This is a genomic window from Martinezella sp. CNPSo 3964 (assembly GCF_057784375.1).
This window is the reverse complement of record NZ_JBXSOW010000004.1, coordinates 287,138-311,124: the sequence shown is the minus strand read 5'-3', so window position 1 is coordinate 311,124 and position 23,987 is coordinate 287,138. Positions and strand designations below refer to the sequence as shown.

The window sequence follows — 23,987 nt, the reverse complement described above, 5'->3', positions numbered from 1 at the left end:
TTGTTACCGGCTTACCTTGTTGAGATCGTCTGAAGCCGTGTCGTTGGGATTTGCGTAGAGCGTTCTCAGAGCGCCGCTCATCGGAAACGCCAGGTTCAGCCCGCGGGGAGGAACGGGAGACTCGAACCACTTCTTATAGAGGCTCTCCATCTCAGCAGAGTTTTCGATTTTGGCGATGACCTCGTCTGCGATTTTCTTGAACTCCGGGTCTTCCCTTCGCATCATACAACCGTAGACCTCAGTCGATTGGGGTTTGCCCACGACATGCCACTTTTCCGGCGTGCGAGACCGAGCCTTCTGCCCCGCCAGCACAGCATCGTCTGACATGTAGGCGATCGCTCTTCCCGTCTCCAACGTCTGGAAGGACTCGCTTTGGTCTTTGGTGCTGATCACGCTCATCCCCATTTGGCGATCCTGGTTCATGGCGCGCAGTAGCCGTTCGGACGTGGTTCCCGCCATGGTCACGACGGTCTTCCCCTTTAGATCCTCGAAATCGCTGACACCCGAATCGACCGCCGTGAGAAGTCGCGTCTGGATCAAAAAAATCGAATTTGAGAACGCGACCTGCTTGGCGCGGTCCAAGTTATGGGTTGTCGAACTGCATTCGAGGTCAACTGTCCCGTTCTGAATGAGGGGAATACGGTTCTGAGAGGTCACCGGGATGTTCTGGACGACAAGCGAAGAAAGGCCCAGCTTACCTTTGATCGCCTCGACGATGCGAAGCTGGATTTCGCGAGAATAGCCGATGACCTCTTGGTTCTGATCGTAATAGGAGAACGGAACCGAGGTCTCCATATGCCCTAGGGCGATGGTCCCACTCTGCTTGATCTTCTCAAGCGTCGGCGATTTGGTTTCGTCTGCGTAGACAGCAGTTGTTGCAAGGGTGACAGCAGACAGTGCGGTTGCCGCTAAGATGTTAAACTTCATGTTCTCCTCCTGTAGTTGTTATTGCTATTTCATTCAGCGCCTGTCTGATGGCAGCCGCCCAGATCGTGCATAGCTTGGCGATTGTCGGCGTAAACCGGTTGACGCGCCGCTGCGCTCCGGACCTATCAACGCTGGATGGCAGCGGGATCGCACAAAATTTGAACTCCCGATCCCAGGTCCGATAAGCCTTTCAAGGCTGAACAAGGAAGGCCTTGAACACACCAGACATGAGCGTCCATCAAACATCCAAGTGATCGACCCCGATAAGGCCTATCCCAGTTATTTCGGCCCCCCAAGCTGCCTTGCCGGAAAGTATAGAAAGGCAACATGATATCTGCAAATACCCCAATCGTCGGCGTCTATGTTGATTTGATATAGGCGTTGCTACTCGGCGCATTTGCAACGCCCAATTGTGGCGACGCTGGACTGCCCGGATGTCTGGCGAAATCGCAATGTCCGTATGAAGGGTCGGCGCGGGTGAAATTGGCCGTCATGAAACGGCATAGGTCGATTCACGTCCAACTTGTGGTTGGCAGTATCGGCATACAGGTCGTTGCTACGAAGCTTGTCCGACCGTCCTCGACGTCAGCGAGTGTGCCAAGGATGGCTTATATCCCACCACTATTGATCTGGTTATCGGCATCAGAGTGCGGTGCCCGCATTACTTTTTGTACCCCCAGTCGACATGCTATAAGACTCCGGCTTCACATCTATAGCGGAAGATGCTTATTATTGTGCCTTTCATGCGTACTTGGTATACGCTCACACGTTCGAGGGGTCATGCATGAGCCGGGCGCTTAACAGCCGTCATATCGAGACATTCCGCGCAGTGATGCTTAGTGGGACAACAACGGCCGCTGCACAGGTTCTGAACACGACCCAGCCCGCAGTCAGCAGGACACTCGCGCAATTGCAGTCGGCTGCCGGCATACGGCTTTTTGACATGCAGCGCGGCCGTTTACTCCCGACACCGGAGGCTAAGGAACTATTCGATTCCGTGCAAAGCCATTTCTTAGGGCTTGAGAAAATCGAGCAGACGGTGAGCGCGCTGCGACAGACTGGAACGGGACTATTGCGTGTCGCGTGCACCCCGGTATTGGGACTGTCGATAGTCCCCAGTATTGCTGCCCATTTCAGGAAGAGCTTCCCGAGCGTCCGGATCAGTCTTCACACAATAGATACGCGCTTGATGCGAGACGGGCTCTTGAGCGGGATGTATGACTTGGCGCTTTCGACCAGCAACTTGAATTCAACCGGGTTGGAGTCGGAGTTAATCCACCAGACCCTTTCCGTATGCGTCATGGGTAAGGCGCATCCGCTCGCCGCAAGAGACTCGGTAGCAGTCACGGATCTTAGCAACTATCCGCTTCTTGCCCACCACAAGGAGGATACGCTGCAGCAACGGTTGCATAATCTCCTAACAAAACACCAGATCGATCCTCCATCGGTTATCGAAACAAATTACTCCGCAACGATTTGCGCGATGGCGGCCGCCGATCTGGGGATCGGCCTCGTTAGCCCATACGCCGCATCAGTTTTTTCACACATCGTGCAAATCCGCCGGTTCTCGCCTGGTATTCCTATTCAGACCGAAATGGCCTATCCCCCGAATGTCGCGCAATCGAAACTGGCTCTGGCATTTGCTGAGGGGGTGCGGACAGAATTCCAGAAGATGAAGTGATCGCTCGTATATCAATTCTGCATAGTTTTGCAACGCGACGGCATTGGTCATTATCCACTTGATGATCAATTATGTCGCCAATTAGGACGAGCTGGGTGAAGTCGCCCTGATCGGTGGCGAAGGAGGGTTGCGGTGCACTTAGGCCGCGCGCCCTCTCGGGTGAGGATAGCGAATGCTTGTCGATCTGACACAAGATTTTCATGATGGGATGCCCAGTCCCAAGCTCAAGGCTGGCGGCGTTGGGGTACAGATCGAGCCATATCTGACCCACGAACAAACCGGGCCGTCATACGAACTGAGGTCTGAATTCGAAATCACCAAGGTCTCATTTCAGACGTCGGTCGGAACCAAGCTGGATGCCCCGCGCCATCGGTTTCGTTCTGGCGAGGATATCGCTTCGATTGAATTGGAGCGACTGATTCGTCGCGGGGTGGTTATCGATGCGCGTTTTGCAAAGCCGGGCCAAGGCATCACCCTTGCGGACATCGGCTTTCCTGATGATCTCGAAGGCCTGGCCGTCCTAATAAATTTCGGGTGGGACGCGCATTGGGGGAGCGACCTTTACCATGACCACCCATATCTTGCTCGAGACGTCCTTCGTTTCCTTTGTGACCGGAATATCGGTCTTCTGGGAGTTGACTGTTCGAACATCGATTCGACAGCTGATATGGAGCGCCCAGCCCACACGTGGCTGCTCGAAAAGGGCACCCTCATTGCTGAGAACTTATGCCGTCTGAATGAGCTTCATGGGAAGGCATTTCGGTTCTTTGCCATGCCCTTGAAAGTCCGGGACGCTGCGGCGTTCCCCATAAGGGCTTTTGCTGAGGTGTCAGTCTAACGACAGCCGGCGGGCTGTCGGCACGCCTCGCCACATCGCATTCGCACGGGTCAGTCGAAACACGCGGCAGCATACCAGAAACACATGGCCACGTAGCAAGAAATCATTTTCTGATATGCTGGCCGCTCGATAGGCTTACCTCAGTTTCAAGAGCCGCGTCGTTGCGGCGAGGTTGTTCTTTGTAAGGAACAGTCTCATCAGACATTGGGTGTGCAATGACCAAACCAAGAAAGATCGCCACGACTCGGCGAATTGGCTCTGACGAGAAGAACTATTTTTTTGGATATTATAACAAGTCCAACTGGGATCGCACCGGCCGGTACCTTCTTGCGCATCAAGTCCCCTGGGCTGAGAAAACTATCGATCCTTATCTTGTGTCGCGGGTGGGATACTTCGATACGGCGGAAAGTGACAAATTCACCGTGGTGGGAGAAACCTCCGCGTGGAACTGGCAGATGGGCGCCCAGCTGCAGTGGTTGAACAATCTACCCGGACGCAAAGTTATTTACAACGCCCGCGCGTTCAACAAGTCTGGCCGCTATCCGGGCTTCTGTAGCGTTGTCTGCGATATCGAGACGGGCGAGGAGCGCTGCCTGCCGTTGCCGATATATGTCGTTGCCCCGAACAGCGCGTGGGCGTTGAGCGTCAACTATCGCCGTCTTTGGGTTACCCACCAGACGATCGGATATAGCGACAGCGAGCCGGTGGATGCGTTGGATCTGCATCCGGCCGATGATGGAATTTTCCGCATGGATGTTGTCAACGGCGACTATCACCTTCTGGTGAGCTATCAAGCGTTGCGCGACTTTCATCCGAAGGAATCGATGCGCAAGGCCTTGCACTGGGTTAGCCATATCGAAGTGAACCCAGCCTCCACCAGAGTCCTCTTCCTGCATCGCTGGACAGAGCGTGTCGCGGACGAGACCTGCTTCCTGCATCGCCTGATCACCATGAACCCAGATGGGTCCGATATGCGGCTGCTGGAATGTTCAGATCATCCTCTGCCACAGTTGAACGATGATTTCGACCCCAACAGCGCCGGCACCTTCGACTACGAAAAATCGGAATACCAGATCTCCCATCCGCTATGGAAGGATGACACGCACATCATCGTCTGGGGACCGCATTCAGGTGAAATTCACTACCATCTTTATGAAGACGTCGAGGGTGGAAATGTCGACGTGGTCGGTCGCGGCGTCTTGACTGAGAACGGCCATATGAGCTTCTCCCCAACTGATCAGCGCTGGATGGTGAGCGACACCTATCCGGACGCGACGACATCTATTCGAGAGCTTTTCCTGTACGATATGATGACCGGGGATCGAACCTCGCTAGGCAGCTTTTATACCAGCCCCAGCCTGGGCAAAGAAAACCGTTGCGATCTGCATCCACGCTGGCGGCCGAACGGAATTGAAGTTTGTATCGATTCCATCCACGAAGGCGAACGACGGATCTACACGGTTAGCCTTGACCAGGTTTTGGCCTAACCCGCATGGAAGCTTGACAAAACTCATCGATCGCTGAGCTGCCGTCGCGTTTAGCAACCAAAGGCGACGCGATCCTCCCATCAAGATTGCTCAGGCTTCCTTTGTGCTCGTCAAACCCTCGGGAAAGGGGGCCTTCGCGTATTGTTTCAGCGCTTGTGAAAAATGGGGCTCGTGAAAGGGCTACGCCACGAAGCACCAAAAGAGGCGGCGCGATTCGAGTTTTTCACGGGCAGAAGCCGACGGCGCGAGGGGAGCGCTGAGCAGAAGGCTCAAATTGTTGCGGCAAGCTATGAGAAGGGCATGACCTTGACGTATCAAATTGCCCATTTACAGCTTGCTCACTTGGCGGCAAAAGAACAGCTTCCGGAACTGGGTTGTGAGACGCATGGCAGCAATAATTTTGAGCTACGCACTGTCGCCGTTCCAGCAGTATATTGGTTCTCGATCCAAGCCTTCGACAACATCTTCAGGTGGCAAAGCTATTCCGAAATTGGTCGCTCCATAGCGATGCGAACCACGAGAGAGGATTTCTTATTCAAAGCGGCCACACGCGGACAAAGTGTTGTCAGGGTGGGTAGCCGGAACATAACGGTCAATCCGATGCAGGCTTGCATCACCGACTTCCATGAAAACCAGGTGGTCAACATGGGAGCGGATTGCCTAGCCTACGGGTTTGGAATATCACGCCACCTGGTCGTCGAGTCCCTCCAGAAATTGCACGGGGTCCCGGTTCCGACTGGCTTCGGATTCGAGCCGGTCATCGACATGTGCAGTCCCTATGTTGCCACCTTGCGGAACATGCTGAGTGTGTTTCAGGACGACGCTCGAGAACATCGAAGTCTGACCGGATCGGCGGTTGCCTTGAAGATGTTCGGGGAGACTTTCTCAATGTTTGTCGTTGAGAACTTCAGGCATTCGCTGAGCAATGCTTCCAATGCCGCCCATTGGGTTGCCCCGGCTCAGCTACGAAGGGCGATGGATTTCGCCATCGCGAACGCTGCCGCGCCAATTACCGTCTCAGACATGGCCGCCGCTGCCGGCGTCAGCGTGCGGACGCTTCAGACTAATTTTCAACGGTTCATCGAGCGCTCACCCTGGGAATTCCTGAGAGACCATCGATTAGGGCTCGTACAGTCGGAACTTGTGGCTGCCGAAAATGACAGCTCAGTGGGGAGTATAGCCAAGAAATGGGGTTTCGCGCATCCGGGGCGGTTTGCAGCGCTTTACCGTCGAGCTTACGGACGATTTCCTTCTGAAGACTTAGGTATGCATGCGCGATAGTCACACGTTGTCAGCGCCAACGGCCGCGAGCTCGGGTTCACATAGAACGTTCCTCTCTCTGCTTCGCTTATCGCCAGCCGGAAGTAAGTGCTCCCTCTTCAGCATGAACCTTCTTTTGAGGCCAACCAGGAGCTCGCTGCGGTGGTCGTCTTGAAATCCGCGATAGCCCGGCAATAAATGCTGGGAACTTCTTCCTGAAGCATTTTGCTGAGCGAATTTCCGGGAGGCAGCTCAAGCGCGGTCGTACAGCCGTGCTCCTTCAGTAGTGTCATGCAAGTCAGCCAGTCTACCGGTGAAGTCAATTGCGAGCACAGCTTTTCGATCGCCAGATCTCGATCGCGGACAGCAGTTCCATCTACCCCGGCGAGTACCGATACATCGGGGATGCGGAATTCCACGCTTTGAAGTGCATTTCGAAAGGGAGCGACGGCCGCCGCCATTAGCGGCGTATGCGATGCAATACGAACGGAAAGCTGCCGCGCGTGTCCGCCCATAGATGTCACCATGCCTTCCAGCTCATCGATGGCGCGGGCAGGGCCCGTCAGGACAAGGTGGTCCTCCCCATTCCGAATGGCAACATGGCAACCGACTCCGGAGCATAGCGCGATCAACGCTTCTTCTCGCAAGCCTTTGATTGCGATCATCCTGGTGGGCTCGGAGTAGGAGCTGTCCATTGCCTGGCCACGCTGTTGCGCGAGCCAGATCAACTCGCGTGGGTTCCAAGAACCGGCGCAGCCATAGGCAAGTAGCTCTCCAATACTATAGCCCGCGATCAGAACCGGCTCGGGAAGCTCTGGTCGCAGCACCTGTAAAATGCCATCCCTGTCGCACAGAGCAACGGCTGCGCGATCGCGTTCTCGAAAAGCTTTTCGCCGGACGCCGCAACATTCTCGATCGAAAGCCCGGTCACGCGATGAAAATCATCGAAGACCTGCAGAGCCAACGGGTGCCCAGCAATCATTCGCAGCATATCGCTGTTTTGGCTGGCTTTGGCCCGGACATAGAATTGCGAAGCTCATTGCGCTGCAGCCTCCAACTCGTGGAGGAAGAGGTGCAGGCCAGAAGGTCCGCAGCGCCGCCCGGCGAAATCCGGCGCTCGACGCATCGCCGGTGGAACTCGATGGCTTTGATCTTGAATTCCGTATCCAACACGCCACCTGCGTCAAGAATGGTGATGGCTTGTCGTTGGAGGAATGCCAGTCCTTCGCGCCCTGTCCTGTGGAGGAATTGGTATCGTCGATATTGGCCATCAGGGTGAAGAGGACCTGCAAACAGGCGTCCTCTATAGAGCGCTCCTTGTGAAGGATGGATTTCATACACGGCAAGGCCAGATCTACCAGAACACGAAACCCGCCAGTGGCCTGATGTCTTGCGCCTTGCCCGCCATGCCTCGCCAAGGCGAGGGAGCCATTTGAATTCGGCACGGCGGGCGCCGCAGCGAGAATATCCGCTCCCCAGGTACTTTCTACCGTAGTGCATACCGCTTCGCCCGTTGGCGAAACTCCGCCGGCTGACAGCAAGCCCGCTGCGGCGGCAAGGAGACCGAGGTTGAAAATCACGCTGCGGTGGGTGTTGACGCCCTGTGTCGCGGCCATCATCCTCGCCTCCGCGAGCAAACCTAGTTCCTGCAGTTTTCCAAACGGATGCCGTTGCGATCCGGCAATTGCGATTTCCGTGAAATAGCCGCGGAGAGAAAACAGGCTGCGCATGAACGTCGCCATCGACATGTCGTTGTGAGCGCGGTTGTCGACAGGGCTGACGAGGCCCGGCTTGGGATGCAGCGCGATTTCCGCGTATAGGGACCGAATAGCGCTCCGGGCGATCGCCGATGCGGGAGTTCCGGCCGGAGCCAAGGCGGGTCGAATCTTCGGCGCACTCATGCTCATGGCGTCGGGTCCATTCGAGCCTTCAGCGCGTCAAAATCGACAAGACGCGCTCCACCGTGGCCCTTTACGAGGATCGTCGCTGGGCGCGCCGTATATTCACGAAACGAGACCGCATCGCCGTTTGAAAGGACGAGTTCTCCATCAAGCCTCGGTTGGGAATTCCTTTCAGCCAATTTTTTGAATGTTTCCGTCCAGCTCCCCGGCCGCTGCACACGTAGCAATAGATCGAGATCGGAGGCGGGGCGGAGATATTCCAGCCCGGTTAGAAAGGACCAGGCCAGAGATCCGTACACGCTCACTTCGATGCCGTACGCTTCGCAGCTCTCCACGATCTCATCGATGAAGGGCAGCCAGACGCGAGGTGCAGCGCCAGCCGCCTCGCGGAGAGGCGGTGCCGGAACGATCCGTTCCAGGGCGCACATCTCGACGTGCAGGCACAGCCGTTCCTTCGCCGGCGTTGCGAGCCCGAGCCGGATGGTCCTGCAATCGTCTGAGGCTTGCGCAGATGCCACGACAAATGGTCTGGTTAGTGCAGCCCATTCGGTAATCTGTTCGACAGGACCACCGCCATAGTGGTTGCCTGCCGCGATATGGCTTTTCCAGCCGCGGGCGAGCCAGGCGAAGGAGTGCCGTTCAGGTCGCATAGTTGCGAACTCGCTCGGCAACGGATCGGGCGAGGGTACGACCTCCCCGGGTCTCTCCGTTTTCCCTGCGGCAATCCTTGTCGGGACGACACGGTTCGGCGAGAGCGGTCGCCAGGCATTCCGAGAGGTCGCCGGTCCAGATCCCTTTTACAGCTCCCATGGAGATATAATTTTCGACGCCTGGCGCGAAGACAGGCGAGTCCTTCGATAGCTCCTCGAGCCGTTCCACGGGGATCTTTGTGACCCGCGACATTGCTGGAAGGTTCATGACGCGAACTTCAGCACCGGGCAGGGCATAGCACTCATCGGCGAGGAGACCGGAGGAAAGATACCCCGCGCTCACTGCTTCGTTCCAGACGAGTCCGATCAGTCGGTGGCCGCGACGTCCGGCGACGTCGAGGCTTTTGATCAGGTGCGCGATGTAGCTGTTGAGGCCGAGGAGTTCGTCGCACCGGCTCATTTTCTGGCCCGAGGTGTCGACAAGAAGGAGGATTGGCGATCCGGGCCGCTCCTTCATGATCCGGATGACGTCTTCCGACATCCGCAGTGAAAGATCGATACCGATCGCCGCCTTGTCCATCGTGCCTATGACAGAGACCTCCGTCTTGCCGGATCGACCGGGTCCGGAGAAGTAGGGATCGTCGAAGACGATGGAATGGCCTTCAGGAAAGATCGATTTGACCAGCTCTTCCGCCGTCATGCGACAACCCTCCTGCCATCGACGGCCGTGCGAAACTCATCGGCCTCCATCAGTGTGAGCCGGTCCACCTGCTCGATCCCAAGATCGGTCCATATTTCCGTTCCATCGTTCATATGCGTGAACCGCTCCCTCCTTGAGACGAGCATCGAGTGTTCGTTCTCGATTGCGTCGAGGTCCAGCTCTTTCTCGTTCGAGAGGCTGGTCAAGATCGCCGTTCGGAAAGCACTCACGTCGTCAGCAACAAGGGCGGTGGCGTCACCCGGGATGTAGCGGTGCTTGCCGCCAACGGTGCGCCAGACAAGAGCTCGGTCGGATGCATCGAATTCTTCGACGCCCATAGTGGTTTCGATGGCTTCAGGGCCCGAAAGACTAAGCCTTCCTTCCTCGGACATGATGACCTTGCTACAGAGGCCGGTCGCGATGCCCATGCCCCCCGAAGACGCCATAGCGCCCGCCGTCAATGACGATGGTGGGAATGGCGGCGGCACGCAGGTGCAGAATTGCACGCATTATTTCGGAGACGGCAATCAGGCCAGCATTCGCCACATGAAGTCGAACGCCTCCGGATTCGAGGAGCAGCAGCACGCCATCGGGTCTGGTTTCCAACGCGCGTTCAAGGAGCCTAACGAATTTTGCTCCATGAACCTCTCCCACAGTGCCGCCCATGAACGCGCCTTCCTGGGCTGCTACCAGGAAAGACCGACCGTCGATCTTGCCCGAACTAACAACAATCCCGTCATCGAACGCGGCCGGAATGCCCAGAATTTTGAGGTGGGGACTTGTCACGCGATCCTGAGGCGGCAGGAATTCAACGAACGAGCCTTCGTCCAGCAGAGCGCCCACTCTTTCACGGGCGGTGGCTTCGTACCAGCTTCTGCTCATTTCTCCTCCTCCTGCCCAGGGCCAAGGTAGGCCTTTAGTGCCTGCTCCACCCTAAGGGCGACCACGGCAGGTGTCGCTCCAGCATCGTTGATCGATATCTTTACGTTCCCGACGCGCCAGCGCGTGACGACATCGGAGAGCACGGCTTGCCAGATTTTCCCAAAACCGACGGCGGCGGTATCGACCTTGATCCGGCACGCGCCGCCGAGTTCGAGGGGCTCGACCAACACTTCTAAATTGCCTGATCCCAGCACGCCGGAAAGGGTGGGAGCATTCCTTGCCGCGAGCGGCCGACGGCCGGAGAACTCGAATTCCAGTCATTCCATTGTGCCCTCACCAGTTCCTGAAGCGCGCCGGAGGACGATAAAGTCCGCCGGAAGCACGGACCAAGTCCTTCATTGATTTTGCGGCCAGAAGGTCTCTCGTTGCCAATGACACGTCGACGCCCAAGTCCTCCGGGCGTTTTACGATCCCTCTGTCACGGAGGTTTTCGACGATGCGGTTGTCGCGCGCCATTCCCACGCTCGTATAACCCGCCACCCCACGGATCGCCTGTTCCCGTTCCTCGCGGTTACGGCAGAGCAGCAAGTTAGCGATGCCTTCTTCTGTCACGACGTGAGTGACGTCGTCGCCGTAGATCATCACCGGCGGCAATTCGAGGTCCGCGCTTTCCGCAAGCTGCCATGCGTCGAGCGTCTCGACGAAGGCCGGTGCCATATGCTCACGAAAGGTCTCCACCACCTGAACCACAAGCTTCCGGCCACGCGGGACCGAGCCTTGGGGCGCCTGAAGACCGGCCCTCAGCCAGGCTTCCGACGCATGGCGGCGTCCGCGCGCATCCGAGCCCATGTTCGGAGCGCCGCCGAAACCGGCAATTCGACCGAGCGTTGCCGTGGAGCTGTTGCCATCGAGGTCGATCTGAAGCGTTGAGCCGATGAAAAGGTCACAAGCATAGAGGCCGGCCGTCTGGCTGAGTGCTCGGTTGGAGCGCATTGAGCCGTCGCGGCCGGTGAAGAAGACATCGGGTCGTGCCCGGATGTAATCTTCCATCCCAAGTTCCGAACCGAAAGAATGAATACTCTCCACGAAGCCCGCTTCGATCGCGGGAATGAGAGCCGGGTGCGGATTGAGCGCCCAGTGCGTTGCAATCTTGCCCCTTAGTCCCAGGCTTTCCGCATAGGTTGGAAGGATCAATTCAATTGCCGCGGTGTCGAAGCCAATACCGTGGTTAAGCCGTTTGACACCGTATTCCTCATAAATTCCTCTGATCGCCATCATGGCCATCAGGATCTGGATTTCTGAGATCTGAGCCGGATCGCGGGTGAATAGCGGTTCGATATAGTGCGGCTTTGGGCTTTCGACGACGAAATCGACCCAGTCCGCCGGGATATCGACCCTGGGAACTTTCTCAACAATTTCATTGACCTGGGCAATGACGATTCCTTGCCTGAACGCGGTCGCCTCGACGATGATTGGGGTGTCCTCGGTATTGCCGCCCGTATAGAGATTGCCAGCCTTGTCGGCCGCCTGAGCGCAGACAAGGCCGACGCGCGGGGTAAGGTCGGTGAAGTAGCGGCCGAAAAGTTCAAGATATGTGTGGATGGCCCCGATCCGCAATTTGCCCGCTGCCAGCAGCTTGGCCAGCCGTGCCGCCTGCGGGCCGGAAAATGAGAAATCCAGCTTTGACGCAACCCCGCGCTCGAAGACGTCCAGATGCTCTGGAAGTGCAAGGACGGATTGTACAATGTGCAGGTCGTTGACACGCTCGGTATTAAGCTTTGCCAGCGCCTTGGCGAGAAAGTCCGCCTGCTTCTGGTTGTTTCCTTCGATGCAGACCCGGTCGCCGGGCTCGATAACGGCTTCCAGCAGGCTTGAGATTGAGGACGCAGGAACGGTTTTTCCGATCGAAAGAGAGGAGGCACGCTCCAGTCGAGACTGTCGGTTTCCGCTAAGTTTATTCCACATAGCATCATTCCCGGAATATTTGCGCTCCTCATCGGTTGTAGCCCAAAAAAGGCCAGAGGAGACATTTGAGCGATAGGCTCCCTCCATCGCCATCCGATGACAATAAAGGGAGCCCTTTTTTGCGTTTAGAGCCGGTTCCCTTCGTCATCAAAGAGCGAGATTTTCGACGTGTCCACAGCTGCGAACAACTTGTCGTTCGGCTTAACGGTTGGATCGCCCATCTGCCGCACAGAGTGGGTGTTCGACTTGGTTTCGAACCATACGACTGCGTCTGCCCCCATCGGCTCGAGCACCGTTACTTTTCCCTCAATAACGTCCTCACGTGGGGTGGGCTGCAGACTGAGATGTTCGGGCCGTACTCCTAGCGTTGCGGGGCCCGCCTTGGCCTCCCGCGAGAAGGGGTATGTGGAGACATCTAAGGTGACAGTTTCACTGACAAACCTTGTCGCCCCCGACGAGAGGTTAATCGCGCCGTCAATAAAATTCATGGAGGGCGCCCCGATGAAGCCAGCAACAAATTTGTTCGTTGGGCGGTGATAAATCTCAGAAGGTGTCGCGAATTGCTGGACGACGCCATCCTTCATGATCACGATACGGTCAGCGAGGGTGAGCGCCTCGACCTGGTCGTGAGTGACGTAGATCATCGTGTTTCCAAGGGCCTGATGAAGTTTCTTGATCTCGACGCGAAGCTCGTTTCGAAGCTTCGTATCGAGGTTGGAGAGAGGCTCGTCAAAGAGAAAGACGTCGACATCCCGCACGAGCGCTCGGCCGATGGCCACGCGCTGGCGCTGGCCGCCGGACAGTTCTGCCGGTTTGCGATCGAGTAGGGGTTGGAGATGAAGCATGGAAGCGGCACGATCCACGCGGCTGGCGATCTCGTCCTTAGGAAGGCCAGCGACCCGCAGCCCGAAGGACAGGTTCTTCTTCACGGTCATTCGCGGGTAGAGAGCGTAGGATTGGAACACCATTCCGATCCCCCGATCCTTTGGCTGGGCACGCGTGACGTCTTTGCCAGCGATATTGATCGCACCCGCGGTGACATCGTTGAGACCCGCAATCGCGTTAAGCAAAGTGGACTTGCCGCATCCAGACGGACCGAGAAGGACAATGAATTCCCCGCGATCGATGTCGAGGTTGAGACCGTCGATGATGACCTTTTCGCCATAGGAGATCTTGAGGCGATCAACCGATACAAAGCTGTTCATGTTCTTTAGCCTTTCACTGCGCCGGCTGCGATCCCGCGCACGAACCATCGGCCGGACATGAAGTACGTAACCAGAGGGATAAGGGCAGTAATGATCGTGGCTGCCATATTCACGTTGTAGAGCCGCTCGCCAGTCGTCGTGTTGACGATGTTGTTCAGCTGTACGGTCATCGGGAGGTTGTCTCGGCCCGCGAAGACGAGGCCGAGGATGAAGTCGTTCCAGATCCCCGTGATCTGCAGGATCGCAGCAACGACGATCATCGGCGTCGACATCGGGAGCATGACTTCGATGAATATACGAAGGAAGCCGGCACCATCCACGCGAGCAGCCTTGAAGAGCTCGATCGGCACAGCTGCAAAGTAGTTGCGGAACAGCAGTGTCATCAGGGGCAATCCGAAGAGCACGTGCACGATAATGATGCCCGCCAAGCTGTTATAGGCACCTATTGCAGCCATCATCCGGACAAGTGGGTAGATGAAAATCTGGTAAGGGACGAAAGCGCCCATCATGAGCAGGGCGAACATGACTTTCGAGCCGTAGACGCGCCAGAACGCCAGGGCATAGCCATTGATGGCGCCGACAACGACCGAAATGACCACGCTCGGGAAGGTGATCTTGACGGAGTTCCAGAAGCCAGGGCTGATACCGTTGCAAGTCGTCCCCGTGCACGCGCTTGACCAGGCTGCTTTCCAGGCGTCCACGTTGAATAGAGCTGGAAAGGCAAAGATATGCCCCTGTCTGATCTCGTCCATCGTCTTGAGGGAGGTGACGACCATCACATAGAACGGCAGGAGGAAGAAGGCGGAAGCGACGATCAGGAAGCTGTAGATACCGATCGCGGTCCAACGATTGGGAAGAATTTCGGTGCGGGACATCTCAGCTCCTCGCTTTCCGGCTGCGCCAATATTGGGCATAGGCCCACGGCGTGATAACTGCTGCTACGGTAATCAGCATCACCGTCGACGCGGCCGTCGCCAGGCCCAAATTTTGGCGGGCGAAAAGGTTGTCCATGATGAACTTGGCCGGGACCTCGGACGAACTGCCAGGGCCGCCCTGTGTCAGTGCGACGACCAGATCGTAGGTCTTCACGACTCCCATCGCCAGCAGAACCGTGGCGGTGGCAAACGAGGGGCCGAGTTGCGGGAAGATGATCGAAACGTAAGTACGCCAGACCGGAATCCCTTCGACGCGTGCGGCCCGCCACTGTTCTTCATCGACGCCGCGAAGCCCAGCCAGCATCAGTACCATCACCAGGCCCGAGGCCTGCCAGAGCCCAGAGATCACAACGGCATAGATTGCCATGTCGCGATTGCTGGCCCAGTCGAACTTGAAGGACGTCCAGCCGAGCTGAATGACCGTCGCCTGAATGCCAAGTTCCGGGTTCATAAGCCACTGCCATACCAAGCCCGTCACGACGAATGACATTGCGTAGGGGTACAGAAAAATCGTCCGAAACATGCTTTCGAAGCGAACTTTTCGGTCGAGCGCCACCGCAAGGAGGGAACCAAGAACGAGAGCGCCAGCTATGAACATCGCACCGAAAATGACGAGGTTCTCGAGCGAGATGATCCATCGCGGCTGCTGAAACAGGGTAACGTACTGGCGAAGGCCGACAAAATCAGTTACGGGCAGCAGGCGCGAACTCGTGAACGACAGCCGAACGGACCATGCCATTGTACCAATGTAGACGACGAGGACCACTATCCATGTCGGCATAAGCGTAAGCAGGGCGCCGGGAGAGGCCCCAACGAATTTTTTCATAGTTTCGAATCCAGGTGATCGGGTTAGGCGGAAAGAGGCAAAAGGCCAACTCGCAAGAGCCGACCCCGAAACCCGCTTAGCCGGCCTTCATTACCTCGATGAAGCGTTCCACCATGTCATCGTTCTTCATGGAGGTGTCGCTCCCGAACTCGCCGATCAGATCGCCGAGGGTGCCTACGTTGTTGGGTGTCAGAACCAGCACGTGGTCGGGGACGATCTTACCCTGCTGCAGCATTTCAAGCCCCTTCTGGGCGCACGCGTCGAGCTTGGAGCTATCAACGTCGGTCCGTACCGGAATGGAGCCCTTCCTAACACTGAAGTCAACCTGGACATCCTTGTCCATGATGACCTCGGCCAGCAGCTTCTGGGCGGCTTGCGCCTCAGGCTTGTCGATCTTCGGGAAACCGAAGGAGTCAGAAATGTAGACCAACGCGTCGGACGAGGGCGCAAGCGCGCAGCCATAGTCCTTACCAGCGACCTGCTTGGCGTTGGTGAATTCACCTTTAGCCCAATCACCCATGAACTGGACGCCAGCCTTGCCGCTAATTACCATCGCTGTAGCGTCGTTCCAGTTGCGACCCGTCGCGCCATTGTCGATGTAGTTCTTCATCTTGCGGAAGATTTCGAGCGACTTGGCGAATTGCGGCGACTTCATTGTCGCCTCATCCTTGTCGACGTAAACCTTCTTGAAACCTTCCGAACCAAGCTGCGACTCAAGGATTGCGTTGAACACCTTCAATTCTTGCCAGGTCTGGCCGCCCCATGCGATAGGAATGATGCCTGCCGCCTTCAGCTTGTCGAGGTCGGCGAAGAATTCGTCCCAGGTCTTCGGTACATCCTTGATGCCGGCTTTGTCGAAGGCGGGCTTTGAATAGAACATCCAGCTCGCGCCGTGGATGTCCACAGGAGCGAGATAGACTTTCCCGTCATATGTGATCCTGCCGAGGACGTCTTTGGGAATGAAGCTCGCCCACTGCTCGGACTTCGCAAGGCCGTCGATCGAGTAAAGCATTCCCTGTTCGATATATTCCTTCGGCTCGAAGCCGACAGTGAACTGATGGGCGGTCGGCGGATCACCTGCAGCCATTTGGTTCTGGAATGCCGCAGCCGAATTCTCGATACCCGCGACGGAGGAATTCGACCACTCACCACCGCGCTTGTCGAACTCGGTTTCAAGAACCTTCGCTGCCGCCGCTTCCCCACCGGACGTCCAGTAATTGGACACCTCTGCCTTGAGCTTGTCCTGGGCGAGCGCAGTGCTTGCCAGCAGCACGCTTGTGAGAACGAAGGCTGTCGTCTTGTAGAGATTCATGGAGTTACCCTCTTTCGTTATTGTTAGTTGCCTCAGTATGCCTGCACTTGGCAGGCGGTTTATCCGCGAGTGGGACTCCTAGCCCACTGGCGAAATTGATCCGGTCGCTTTTGCCTCCGCCACAATGACCGTGACGTCGTGGATCGCGTTCCGAGCTCCGGTCACGGGTTGCCTTTCTCCACATTCGTTCATGCACCTGCACATCAAGACGTGCTGGCCGGGCGTCGGCACCCACCGATATTCAAACAGCTGCCAACTCCGATCCTTGCGCGAGCCAAGGGATGCTTGGTTCCAAGTTTTTCCCCCGTTAAGGCTGACCTCGACCGAGGCGATTGGAACATCGCCCCAGGCCCAACCCCACACACGGGTCTCCACCGCCGGCAGCAAAGGGACTGCCGGTTCAGGGCCGACGATCACCGACTCCGGCGCAATCGCCCAGACCGGCTTCGAACCAGTGGGTGTCGGATCATTATAAAAGCGCGTGGTATAGGGACCTGGGGCACGACGATCGGTGGCGATGACCGAGCCGATCCACTTGACGGAATTGGTCCCGTACCATCCCGGAACCACAAGCCTCACGGGGCCACCCCGTTCCGGACTCAGAGGCTTGCCGTTGATCTCAAGAGCAAGAAGAACCTCCTCGGCCAGTGCCTTGCCGATGGGCAGATCCTTTGTGAAGACCTCGTTCTGCAGCCCGGCATATTCGCCCCATTCCAGACCTGACGTCCAGATGAAGGAGGCGGCGTCCTTGAGTTGCGCCAGCTGCAGGACATGCGAGAGCGGAACGCCCTTCCACACGATGTTTCCAACCCGGCGCTTGGGTTCCTGCGGAGCGAGGGGGCTGCCGGCGCATTCATGGATGGACATGTACTCGCGCTGCGGCATCGATCGAATGTCGTCCAGCCGCAATGTCATCGGATTGGCTACCAGTCCGCCGATGGTGACGAACCATTCAGCGGGATCGATCTCGAGAAAGCCCATGTGGGTGACCAGGAACAGGTCATCCTCATCGGTTACCCAGCTCTCCAACGCGTGTACGCCTCTTTCCGGGCCGCGATAGGAGAAACCCTCCTTTGTCATGCGAAGACCCGAACGTTCCACAGCGCTTACTCCGCTTCAGCCGAGAGGACGTCGATCTCCGACCCCAAATCCTCCCCCGGCTGTCTTCCGCCGAAAGTGATAGGGGCGAGGCGTGTTCGGTTGACTGTAACGTCGAATATGTCGAAGCGATTGTATCCCGCCACGATGTCGTGAAACCTCTTCGGCTCCACGCACTGGTCGAGGTCGATTTCGGCATAGCCGATGCCCTCTTCCGTCATCTCATCGCCGATCGGCGCGCCGGTGGGATCGAGAAAGAAGCTGCTCGCCCGGGGGCTCGCATCCAACAGGGCTTCGATTTCACTGTCGCCCTGGGCGATCGAGTTCCGGGCCGCATCATCCAGGCATCCCGCGACGACGATCCCGAAACATTTCGCTTCGAAGCAATGCGCTGCCGCGCGAATGCGGTTGGCGGCGCGGTTGTCGTAATTGTCGCTGTCCGATGGCGGCCGGGTTGGCCAGATCGGCGGATAACTGCTGATGTGCACCTGCTCGCCTTGGGCCATGAGAGTATAGCGGGCCAGCGGATTGGTGTTTTCGCCGCAGATGAGGTTCCCTACACGGCCAATTCGTGTTTCGGCGACCTGAAGACCCGCACCGTCGCCGGGGTTCCATACGAGTTTCTCGAAGAAGGTCGGGACAAGTTTGCGGTGATGGACGAGTATGCTTCCGGAGTCGGAAATCAGTAGGTTGCTGTTCCACAGTCCGCCAACGCTGGCTGGATTCCTTTCGGAGAAGCCCAAGGAGACGAAGACGCCGTGCTGCGCTGCTGACTGCCTTACCCGATCGATCTCGGGACCGTCAGCGAAAATCGATGCTGCCGCAAAGCGTTTGAACTGGTCGTGCGACCGAATGGGAGAGTAAAGTGCAGACCAGATTGGGAAACCTGGAATGAAGCTCTCTGGGAACACGACAAGCGATGCGCCATTAGCCGCTGCCTCAGCGATTATCGAAGCGGCCTTCTCCACGGTCGCACGGGCGTCGAGATAAACCGGCGCGACATGTGCTGCAGCAGCTTTGAAGTTCCAATTGTTCATCAAGATCTCCCTCTTATCCGGGGGAGTTTAGTCCGAACATTTTCGCTCGGCTAATCGCAATCTTCGCACTATGATGTGCAAAAATAGACGAGGGCGAACATGGCGACACCACTAGATCGTTTGGACTGGGATGATTTGAAACTTTTCCTCCGCGCGGTCCGAAGTAAGAGCGTGACTGGTGCAGCGAAGCTTCTCAACGTCAGCCATTCCACGGTTTCTCGCCGACTGAATCGGCTGGAATACGCGGTCGGTGCTGCATTGTTCGAGCGCAGCAGAGACGGACTGGTGCTGACTGCGACGGGCATGACCGTCATGCGGCGTGCGGAGGAAATCGAACTGGGGATAAACAGCCTCCGATCCGACATGAGCAATCGAAGTGAGGTCAGCGGTACGGTTCGCCTTGCAACCATGGAAGGCATTGCTTCTCTCTATTTGTCATCGCATCTGACCAACTTTAAGGAGAAGTATCCCGACCTGTTTCTTGAGCTCGTCACGTCGCCACAGACGGTGCGCGTAGCCCGGCGGGAAGCAGATCTTTTCCTCAGCTTTTTCAAGCCCCAAGGCACTGCCTTGATCAGCGAGTGCATCGGGCAGTTCGCGACGGGGCTTTATGCCGCGCCTTCCTATCTGGAGAAGTACGGAATCCCTGAAAACAAAGCCGATCTGCAGCAGCATCTGTTTGTGGGTTACATCGAAGAACTCGTCCAAGTCGAAGCCGTACGGTGGCTGGAAGAGCTTGTTCCGAATCCCGAATTTTCGTTCACATCCAACAGCATGATAGCTCAGATGTTTGCAGCGGCCAGCGGCGTGGGGATTGTGACGCTGCCGGAGTTCGCCCTCCGGATCAGCACTGGCCTGATCAATGTCCTTCCGGAAGTGCGGGGAAGCCGTGAAGTTTGGCTGTCCGTTCACCAGGACATGGCCAACCTGTCGCGTATTCGGGCGGTCAACCGGTTCCTCAAGGAGCTACTGCGTGCCGACGACGCCAAGCTCGGTGGCCGCGAGGTTTGGACGCTCGAGGCATAGACCGTGTTCATAAATGCACATCCACGTGCGAAATCGGAAATTGAAGCAGGGGGCGCAACGCTTTAGCAGATAGCGATTGGCCCGTCCTGCGGCCGAATGCCATGGAGATGCCGATGCCTGCTTCCTTTTCTGCAGTACCCGTCGAGGACCTCGTTTCTCAGCTTAGCAACGAAGAAAAGGTGCTTCTCCTGACCGGGTTCAACATGTGGAAGACACATGCGGTTCCGAGACTTGGCATCCCTGGCATTGTCATGACCGACGGTACCTATGGCGTTCGCTATTCTGTCGAGCAGATCGACAATGACGAAAAAGGCGGACAGGACATCGACGCATTCCTGAACGTCGTGAACCAGCGCGCAATCGACGTGGAATCCTCCTTCGGGATGACGAAACCGGCCACATGCTTCTCAAACGGTTCGAGTCTAGGTTGCTCTTGGGATGTCGACCTTGCCCGTGCGATGGGCGAGGCGATGGCCAAAGAGTGCCGGAATTACGGCGTCCACCTGCTGCTTGGCCCCGGCATCAACCTTCGGCGCAATCCTCTTGGCGGTCGCAGCTACGAATACTATTCGGAAGATCCCGTAGTTTCCGGCGATATCGCCGCCGCTCTGATCGATGGGCTGCAGTCCAACGGTGTCGGTGCATCGCTTAAGCACTTCGCCTGCAACAACTCCGAGATGGAGCGCACGACCATGGACTCGGTGGTCGAGGAGCGCGCGCTGCGGGAGGTCTACCTCCTCGGCTTCGAGCGCGCCATAGCGAAATCGAACCCTTGGACTGTCATGTCCTCCTACAATCGCCTGAACGGAGTCCAGGCCGCCGAAAACGAATGGTTGCTCGGAGACGTGCTGCGCGGCGAATGGGGCTTCGACGGCATGGTGATTTCGGACTGGCACGCAGTGAAGGATCGACCTCAGTCGCTGCAGGCCGGCACTGATCTTGATATGCCAGAGACGGAAACGCGAAAGAAGCGTCTGCTGGCGGCCATCGAAAGCGGAGAGATCGATCGGGCGATCGTCGATCGTTCCTGCCAGCGCGTCCTAGAATTGGTGAAGAAGGCTCTCGAAGCGACGGCTGCCACCCCTACGCCAGTGGATGTCCAAGCACACCATGAACTTGCTCGGCGTGCTGCGGCGGAGTCGATCGTCCTCCTGAAGAATGACGGCATCCTTCCTCTCGATCCTTCGACGCTAAAGCGAGTGCTGGTCGTGGGCGAGGACGGGAAGAACCCAGTGTTCCAGGGTTCGGGCTGCGCAACCACGCGCCCGAGCCTGATCGACTATCCGCTTGAGGAGATCGAGCGCTTGGTCGGCGCTCAATGCGTCGTCGATTACGTCCAGGGCACATCAACCGACACCGCCGCCGTTGACGGATTGCGCGCAGAAGCAGTCGCCAAAGCGGCCGATGCCGATGCAGTTGTCGTTTTCGTGAGTACGGAAGTTGGGTATGATGGCGAAGGTTCGGACCGCCGTGATCTGAGCCTCGCACCCGGCCATGATGCGCTTGTCGCTGAGCTTGCAAAAGCGCACCCTCATGTCATCGTTGTCTTGTCGAATCCAGACGCGGTTACGATGCCGTGGCTGAACGATGTTTCAGCAGTGCTGGAGACTTTCTTCGCCGGTCAAGGTGTTGGACATGCAGTCGCGGAAATCATATTCGGGTTGAGAAATCCGTCGGGCAAACTGTCCGCGACATTTCCGAAGCAGATCGAGGACATTCCCGGCTTTCCGACGTATCCCGGCGAGAACGGCCGTCACGTCTACTGCGAGGGCATACATGTCGGCTACCGGCACTACGACCTGCGCAAGATCGAGCCGCTATTTCCCTTCGGCTTCGGGCTGAGCTACACCAGTTTCTCATACTCGAACCTTCAGCTAAGTGCAGATAGTATTCGCAAGGGAGAGGGACTAGAGGTCAGTTTCGATGTGACGAATACCGGCTTGCGGGCAGGCAAAGAGATTGCTCAGCTCTACATCGAACATGGGAACCCACGTCTCCACCGCAGTCCGCGCGATCTGCGCGGCTTTGCAAAGATCGAGCTTGCTGCGGGCGAAACCAAGACCGTCCAGATCCAATTGTCTGCTCGTGATTTCGAAGTCTACGATACCCTTCACCAGAAGTGGGTTTTGGACCGCGATCGAATAAGGATCAAGGTTGGCGCATCGTCACGTGACCTGCCCCTGAGCCAGGAACTGACATTGGATGCAATGGAGGTGCATCGTCCGGTGGCGAAGGATACCCAAGCGATGTACGTAATCGACAATCCAATTGCCCGTCCACTCCTCATTGATTTCGTGTGCCGTACACAAGGGATTTCGGGAGCCGACGCAGAGCGCCTACTCGAACATTGCAGACACTCGTTCCTCGGCTTGTTCGCAACGTTCGACAGACGACTTCGTGCAGATTTCGATGATAGCGAAGTTGAGGCACTCCTCGCCGAAATCAACGAACGCATGGCACTACAGATCGTATAGACGCGAAGGATCATGGTGACGAATAGCAGTGGACCGGTCAGTATGCCACATCAAGTGGCGAAGGGCTTCGATGACGATCGACGGCGGCCCACTGCAGCCTCGAGGCCGAAGCAGGACATTCCCTTCCCCTTGTGAATGGTCACTGAGCCGCGATGCCCCTCGAGATGCCGCAAGAGACGCCCATCATTACGATCCGCTCGGCCAGATTCAGTTGACCTTTGTGGCACGATGAGGACAGATCGAACTTTGATCATTTTGGACTGCATCAAACACTGTGATGGTTCGGGGCTCGGGACGCCGCGGCCCGGTCAGGTGAAAAGTAAAGTTTCTGTCGGTCACCTCGGTCAGTTCCAAAGAGTGCAGTTTCGGCAGTGAAGCTGGGTGAGTGAGTGAAAGAATGGCTCTGGAAAACAGGTATTTGGTGGATGTCATCGCCAAACTGCCCGTTGCGACCCCCAAAACGGGCTATTTGTTGCTTTCTGAACGATAGGAACTCATCGCAAGTCCGATACAGCAGAAAAATCGAGAGCCCTTGACAGACGAAAAAGCAACACTGCCCAAATGACCGTCCAGTTCCATAATAAATCTTATCTGTGAAACTATCGCAAATTGCACACGGCAGTAAAGTACAATCTTAAGGGTGTCTTTTTGTCTTTCTCCCGCCTTGGATGACGTCACGGATTATAAGCTCAATCCCGTGAGCAGTCTGTCGGTTCTCGTGCTGCTTAAACCTGGCCCAGAGTGCCGTCAATTAAATGCATATCAAACCGAAGTTCCGAAAACGGAAATCAATTCATCCACGGTTTGGCGCATGCTTGCGGTGAGTTGACGTCCTTTTTGCCAGAACACCACATAGTGATAGACAGCGCCCGGTTCGAACGGCCGGAACTCCAGCCCAAACTGCTTATATTCCCGCGCGATCAAGCTATTGATAATAGAAATTCCAACGCCGGCCGCGACGAACCCCACATCATGACCGTTTGCGTCATATTCAACCGCCAGATCCGGCTCCACGCCGCTATACCGCAAGGCATTGATATTCATCTGATGGGCTGCAAACTGAGGCTCTATGTCTACCAAAGCCTCACCGGCAATATCTTCTGGCGAAATAATGTCTTTGGCAGCCAGGCGATGTCCCGCCTGAAACAGGCAGACGTTTCTGGCGGTGGCGGCGGGCACCCATTCAAAAGCGCGCTCGTCAAGGGGCAGACGCGACAACCCGAGATCCGCTCGGCCATTGAGGACGTGCTCCGCAATCTGCTGATAGCTGCCGGACTTGATTTGAAACGACAGCGGGTTGCGCTTGCGGACTGCCTGGATCGCTCGAGGAATGGCGTTTAGGCAGAAAACCCCAGGAACGGCCAGGCTTAGCGAGACTTCCTCCTCATTGCGTAAGGCAGCGATTGACTTTTCAATGCGGTCGACGCTCTGTAGAGCGCCGTCGACGCGCCTCAACAGATCCCAGGCACGATCGGTGGGCGCCAGCCGATTGTTCTCACGCGCAAACAAGGCAAGACCGACCTCCCCTTCAAGCTGCCTGACCTGCTGACTGACGGCCGGCTGTGTGATTTTCAGGTTCTTCGCCGCGAGCCGTTCCGACCCCGTGCGCAAAACCTCCCGGAAAATCTGCAGCTGCCGCAGCGTCACGCCGGGCGTGGATCTTGCAAGCATCTTTTCGGCCCCACGGGGTTGAGCTCAATGCCAGCTCAAAGTCCGCATTTTTTAAAGCGGTGGCGAGCGACGGCATATAAGCTGGACTTATCGGAATTAAGAGCACCTTATA

At 56.9% G+C, this 23,987-nt stretch carries 21 protein-coding genes and 1 pseudogene; 6 read left to right on the top strand and 16 right to left on the bottom strand.

Going from position 1 to position 23,987, the window contains the following annotated elements:
* Positions 1-3: 3 nt before the first annotated feature.
* On the bottom strand, positions 4-927 hold the full coding sequence (locus AC13Q5_RS15430) for a glutamate/aspartate ABC transporter substrate-binding protein (RefSeq protein WP_488502248.1): 924 nt from the start codon (positions 925-927) through the stop codon (positions 4-6).
* 784 nt (positions 928-1,711) lie between these two features.
* Between AC13Q5_RS15430 and AC13Q5_RS15425 the strand changes: the two genes are divergently transcribed.
* From AC13Q5_RS15425 to AC13Q5_RS15410, 4 genes are all read left to right on the top strand, one after another.
* Positions 1,712-2,608: a LysR substrate-binding domain-containing protein gene (locus AC13Q5_RS15425; protein WP_488502247.1), complete on the top strand. Its 897-nt coding sequence runs from the start codon at positions 1,712-1,714 to the stop codon at positions 2,606-2,608.
* A gap of 172 nt (positions 2,609-2,780) precedes the next feature.
* On the top strand, positions 2,781-3,446 hold the full coding sequence (locus AC13Q5_RS15420) for a cyclase family protein (RefSeq protein WP_488502246.1): 666 nt from the start codon (positions 2,781-2,783) through the stop codon (positions 3,444-3,446).
* Positions 3,447-3,661: 215 nt separating this feature from the next.
* Positions 3,662-4,933, top strand: coding sequence for a hypothetical protein (locus AC13Q5_RS15415; protein WP_488502245.1), 1,272 nt, complete (start codon positions 3,662-3,664; stop codon positions 4,931-4,933).
* A gap of 171 nt (positions 4,934-5,104) precedes the next feature.
* Complete coding sequence (locus AC13Q5_RS15410; RefSeq protein ID WP_488502244.1) at positions 5,105-6,214, top strand: helix-turn-helix transcriptional regulator; 1,110 nt, start codon at positions 5,105-5,107, stop codon at positions 6,212-6,214.
* A 98-nt stretch (positions 6,215-6,312) separates the two neighbouring features.
* Here AC13Q5_RS15410 and AC13Q5_RS15405 read toward each other — a convergent pair whose 3' ends face one another.
* From AC13Q5_RS15405 to AC13Q5_RS15340, 14 genes and pseudogenes are all read right to left on the bottom strand, one after another.
* Complete coding sequence (locus AC13Q5_RS15405; RefSeq protein WP_488502243.1) at positions 6,313-7,020, bottom strand: ACP S-malonyltransferase; 708 nt, start codon at positions 7,018-7,020, stop codon at positions 6,313-6,315.
* Between the two features lie 151 nt (positions 7,021-7,171).
* Positions 7,172-8,094, bottom strand: a pseudogene (gene mdcB / locus AC13Q5_RS15400) (triphosphoribosyl-dephospho-CoA synthase MdcB).
* 2 nt (positions 8,095-8,096) lie between these two features.
* Positions 8,097-8,744, bottom strand: a complete 648-nt coding sequence (mdcG, locus tag AC13Q5_RS15395; RefSeq protein WP_488502242.1) for a malonate decarboxylase holo-[acyl-carrier-protein] synthase — start codon at positions 8,742-8,744, stop codon at positions 8,097-8,099.
* On the bottom strand, positions 8,734-9,444 hold the full coding sequence (locus AC13Q5_RS15390; RefSeq protein ID WP_488502241.1) for a biotin-independent malonate decarboxylase subunit gamma: 711 nt from the start codon (positions 9,442-9,444) through the stop codon (positions 8,734-8,736). Before AC13Q5_RS15390 ends, mdcG begins: the two co-directional genes overlap by 11 nt.
* The gene (locus tag AC13Q5_RS15385) at positions 9,441-9,872 is read right to left on the bottom strand and encodes a Clp protease/crotonase-like domain-containing protein (RefSeq protein ID WP_488502240.1); all 432 of its coding nucleotides are present in this window, start codon (positions 9,870-9,872) and stop codon (positions 9,441-9,443) included. Before AC13Q5_RS15385 ends, AC13Q5_RS15390 begins: the two co-directional genes overlap by 4 nt.
* Entirely contained in the window at positions 9,847-10,326 is a 480-nt protein-coding gene (locus AC13Q5_RS15380) for a carboxyl transferase domain-containing protein (protein WP_488502239.1), read from the bottom strand. The genes AC13Q5_RS15385 and AC13Q5_RS15380 overlap by 26 nt, the downstream gene beginning before the upstream one ends.
* A complete protein-coding gene (gene mdcC, locus AC13Q5_RS15375) occupies positions 10,323-10,643 on the bottom strand; it encodes a malonate decarboxylase acyl carrier protein (RefSeq protein WP_488502441.1) in 321 nt (106 codons plus the stop codon). Before mdcC ends, AC13Q5_RS15380 begins: the two co-directional genes overlap by 4 nt.
* 16 nt (positions 10,644-10,659) lie before the next feature.
* On the bottom strand, positions 10,660-12,291 hold the full coding sequence (mdcA, locus tag AC13Q5_RS15370) for a malonate decarboxylase subunit alpha (RefSeq protein WP_488502440.1): 1,632 nt from the start codon (positions 12,289-12,291) through the stop codon (positions 10,660-10,662).
* A gap of 125 nt (positions 12,292-12,416) precedes the next feature.
* Positions 12,417-13,496 carry an ABC transporter ATP-binding protein gene (locus AC13Q5_RS15365; protein ID WP_488502238.1) on the bottom strand — a complete coding sequence of 360 codons (1,080 nt, stop codon included), beginning with the start codon at positions 13,494-13,496 and terminating at the stop codon, positions 12,417-12,419.
* Between the two features lie 5 nt (positions 13,497-13,501).
* A complete protein-coding gene (locus AC13Q5_RS15360; RefSeq protein ID WP_488502237.1) occupies positions 13,502-14,371 on the bottom strand; it encodes a carbohydrate ABC transporter permease in 870 nt (289 codons plus the stop codon).
* A 1-nt stretch (position 14,372) separates the two neighbouring features.
* Entirely contained in the window at positions 14,373-15,257 is an 885-nt protein-coding gene (locus AC13Q5_RS15355; RefSeq protein ID WP_488502236.1) for a carbohydrate ABC transporter permease, read from the bottom strand.
* A gap of 76 nt (positions 15,258-15,333) precedes the next feature.
* A complete protein-coding gene (locus AC13Q5_RS15350; protein WP_488502235.1) occupies positions 15,334-16,569 on the bottom strand; it encodes an ABC transporter substrate-binding protein in 1,236 nt (411 codons plus the stop codon).
* Positions 16,570-16,647: 78 nt separating this feature from the next.
* Complete coding sequence (locus AC13Q5_RS15345; protein ID WP_488502234.1) at positions 16,648-17,670, bottom strand: molybdopterin-dependent oxidoreductase; 1,023 nt, start codon at positions 17,668-17,670, stop codon at positions 16,648-16,650.
* Between the two features lie 5 nt (positions 17,671-17,675).
* Positions 17,676-18,704 carry a carbon-nitrogen hydrolase family protein gene (locus tag AC13Q5_RS15340; protein ID WP_488502233.1) on the bottom strand — a complete coding sequence of 343 codons (1,029 nt, stop codon included), beginning with the start codon at positions 18,702-18,704 and terminating at the stop codon, positions 17,676-17,678.
* A 99-nt stretch (positions 18,705-18,803) separates the two neighbouring features.
* Here AC13Q5_RS15340 and AC13Q5_RS15335 point away from each other — a divergent pair, with 99 nt between their 5' ends.
* Together AC13Q5_RS15335 and AC13Q5_RS15330 are read left to right on the top strand one after the other, a co-directional pair.
* Entirely contained in the window at positions 18,804-19,730 is a 927-nt protein-coding gene (locus tag AC13Q5_RS15335) for a LysR family transcriptional regulator (RefSeq protein ID WP_488502232.1), read from the top strand.
* A gap of 113 nt (positions 19,731-19,843) precedes the next feature.
* Complete coding sequence (locus tag AC13Q5_RS15330) at positions 19,844-22,204, top strand: glycoside hydrolase family 3 C-terminal domain-containing protein (RefSeq protein ID WP_488502231.1); 2,361 nt, start codon at positions 19,844-19,846, stop codon at positions 22,202-22,204.
* Positions 22,205-22,966: 762 nt separating this feature from the next.
* On the opposite strand, the gene AC13Q5_RS15325 is transcribed toward AC13Q5_RS15330, so the two are convergent.
* A complete protein-coding gene (locus tag AC13Q5_RS15325; protein WP_488502230.1) occupies positions 22,967-23,875 on the bottom strand; it encodes a LysR family transcriptional regulator in 909 nt (302 codons plus the stop codon).
* Positions 23,876-23,987: the final 112 nt, after the last annotated feature.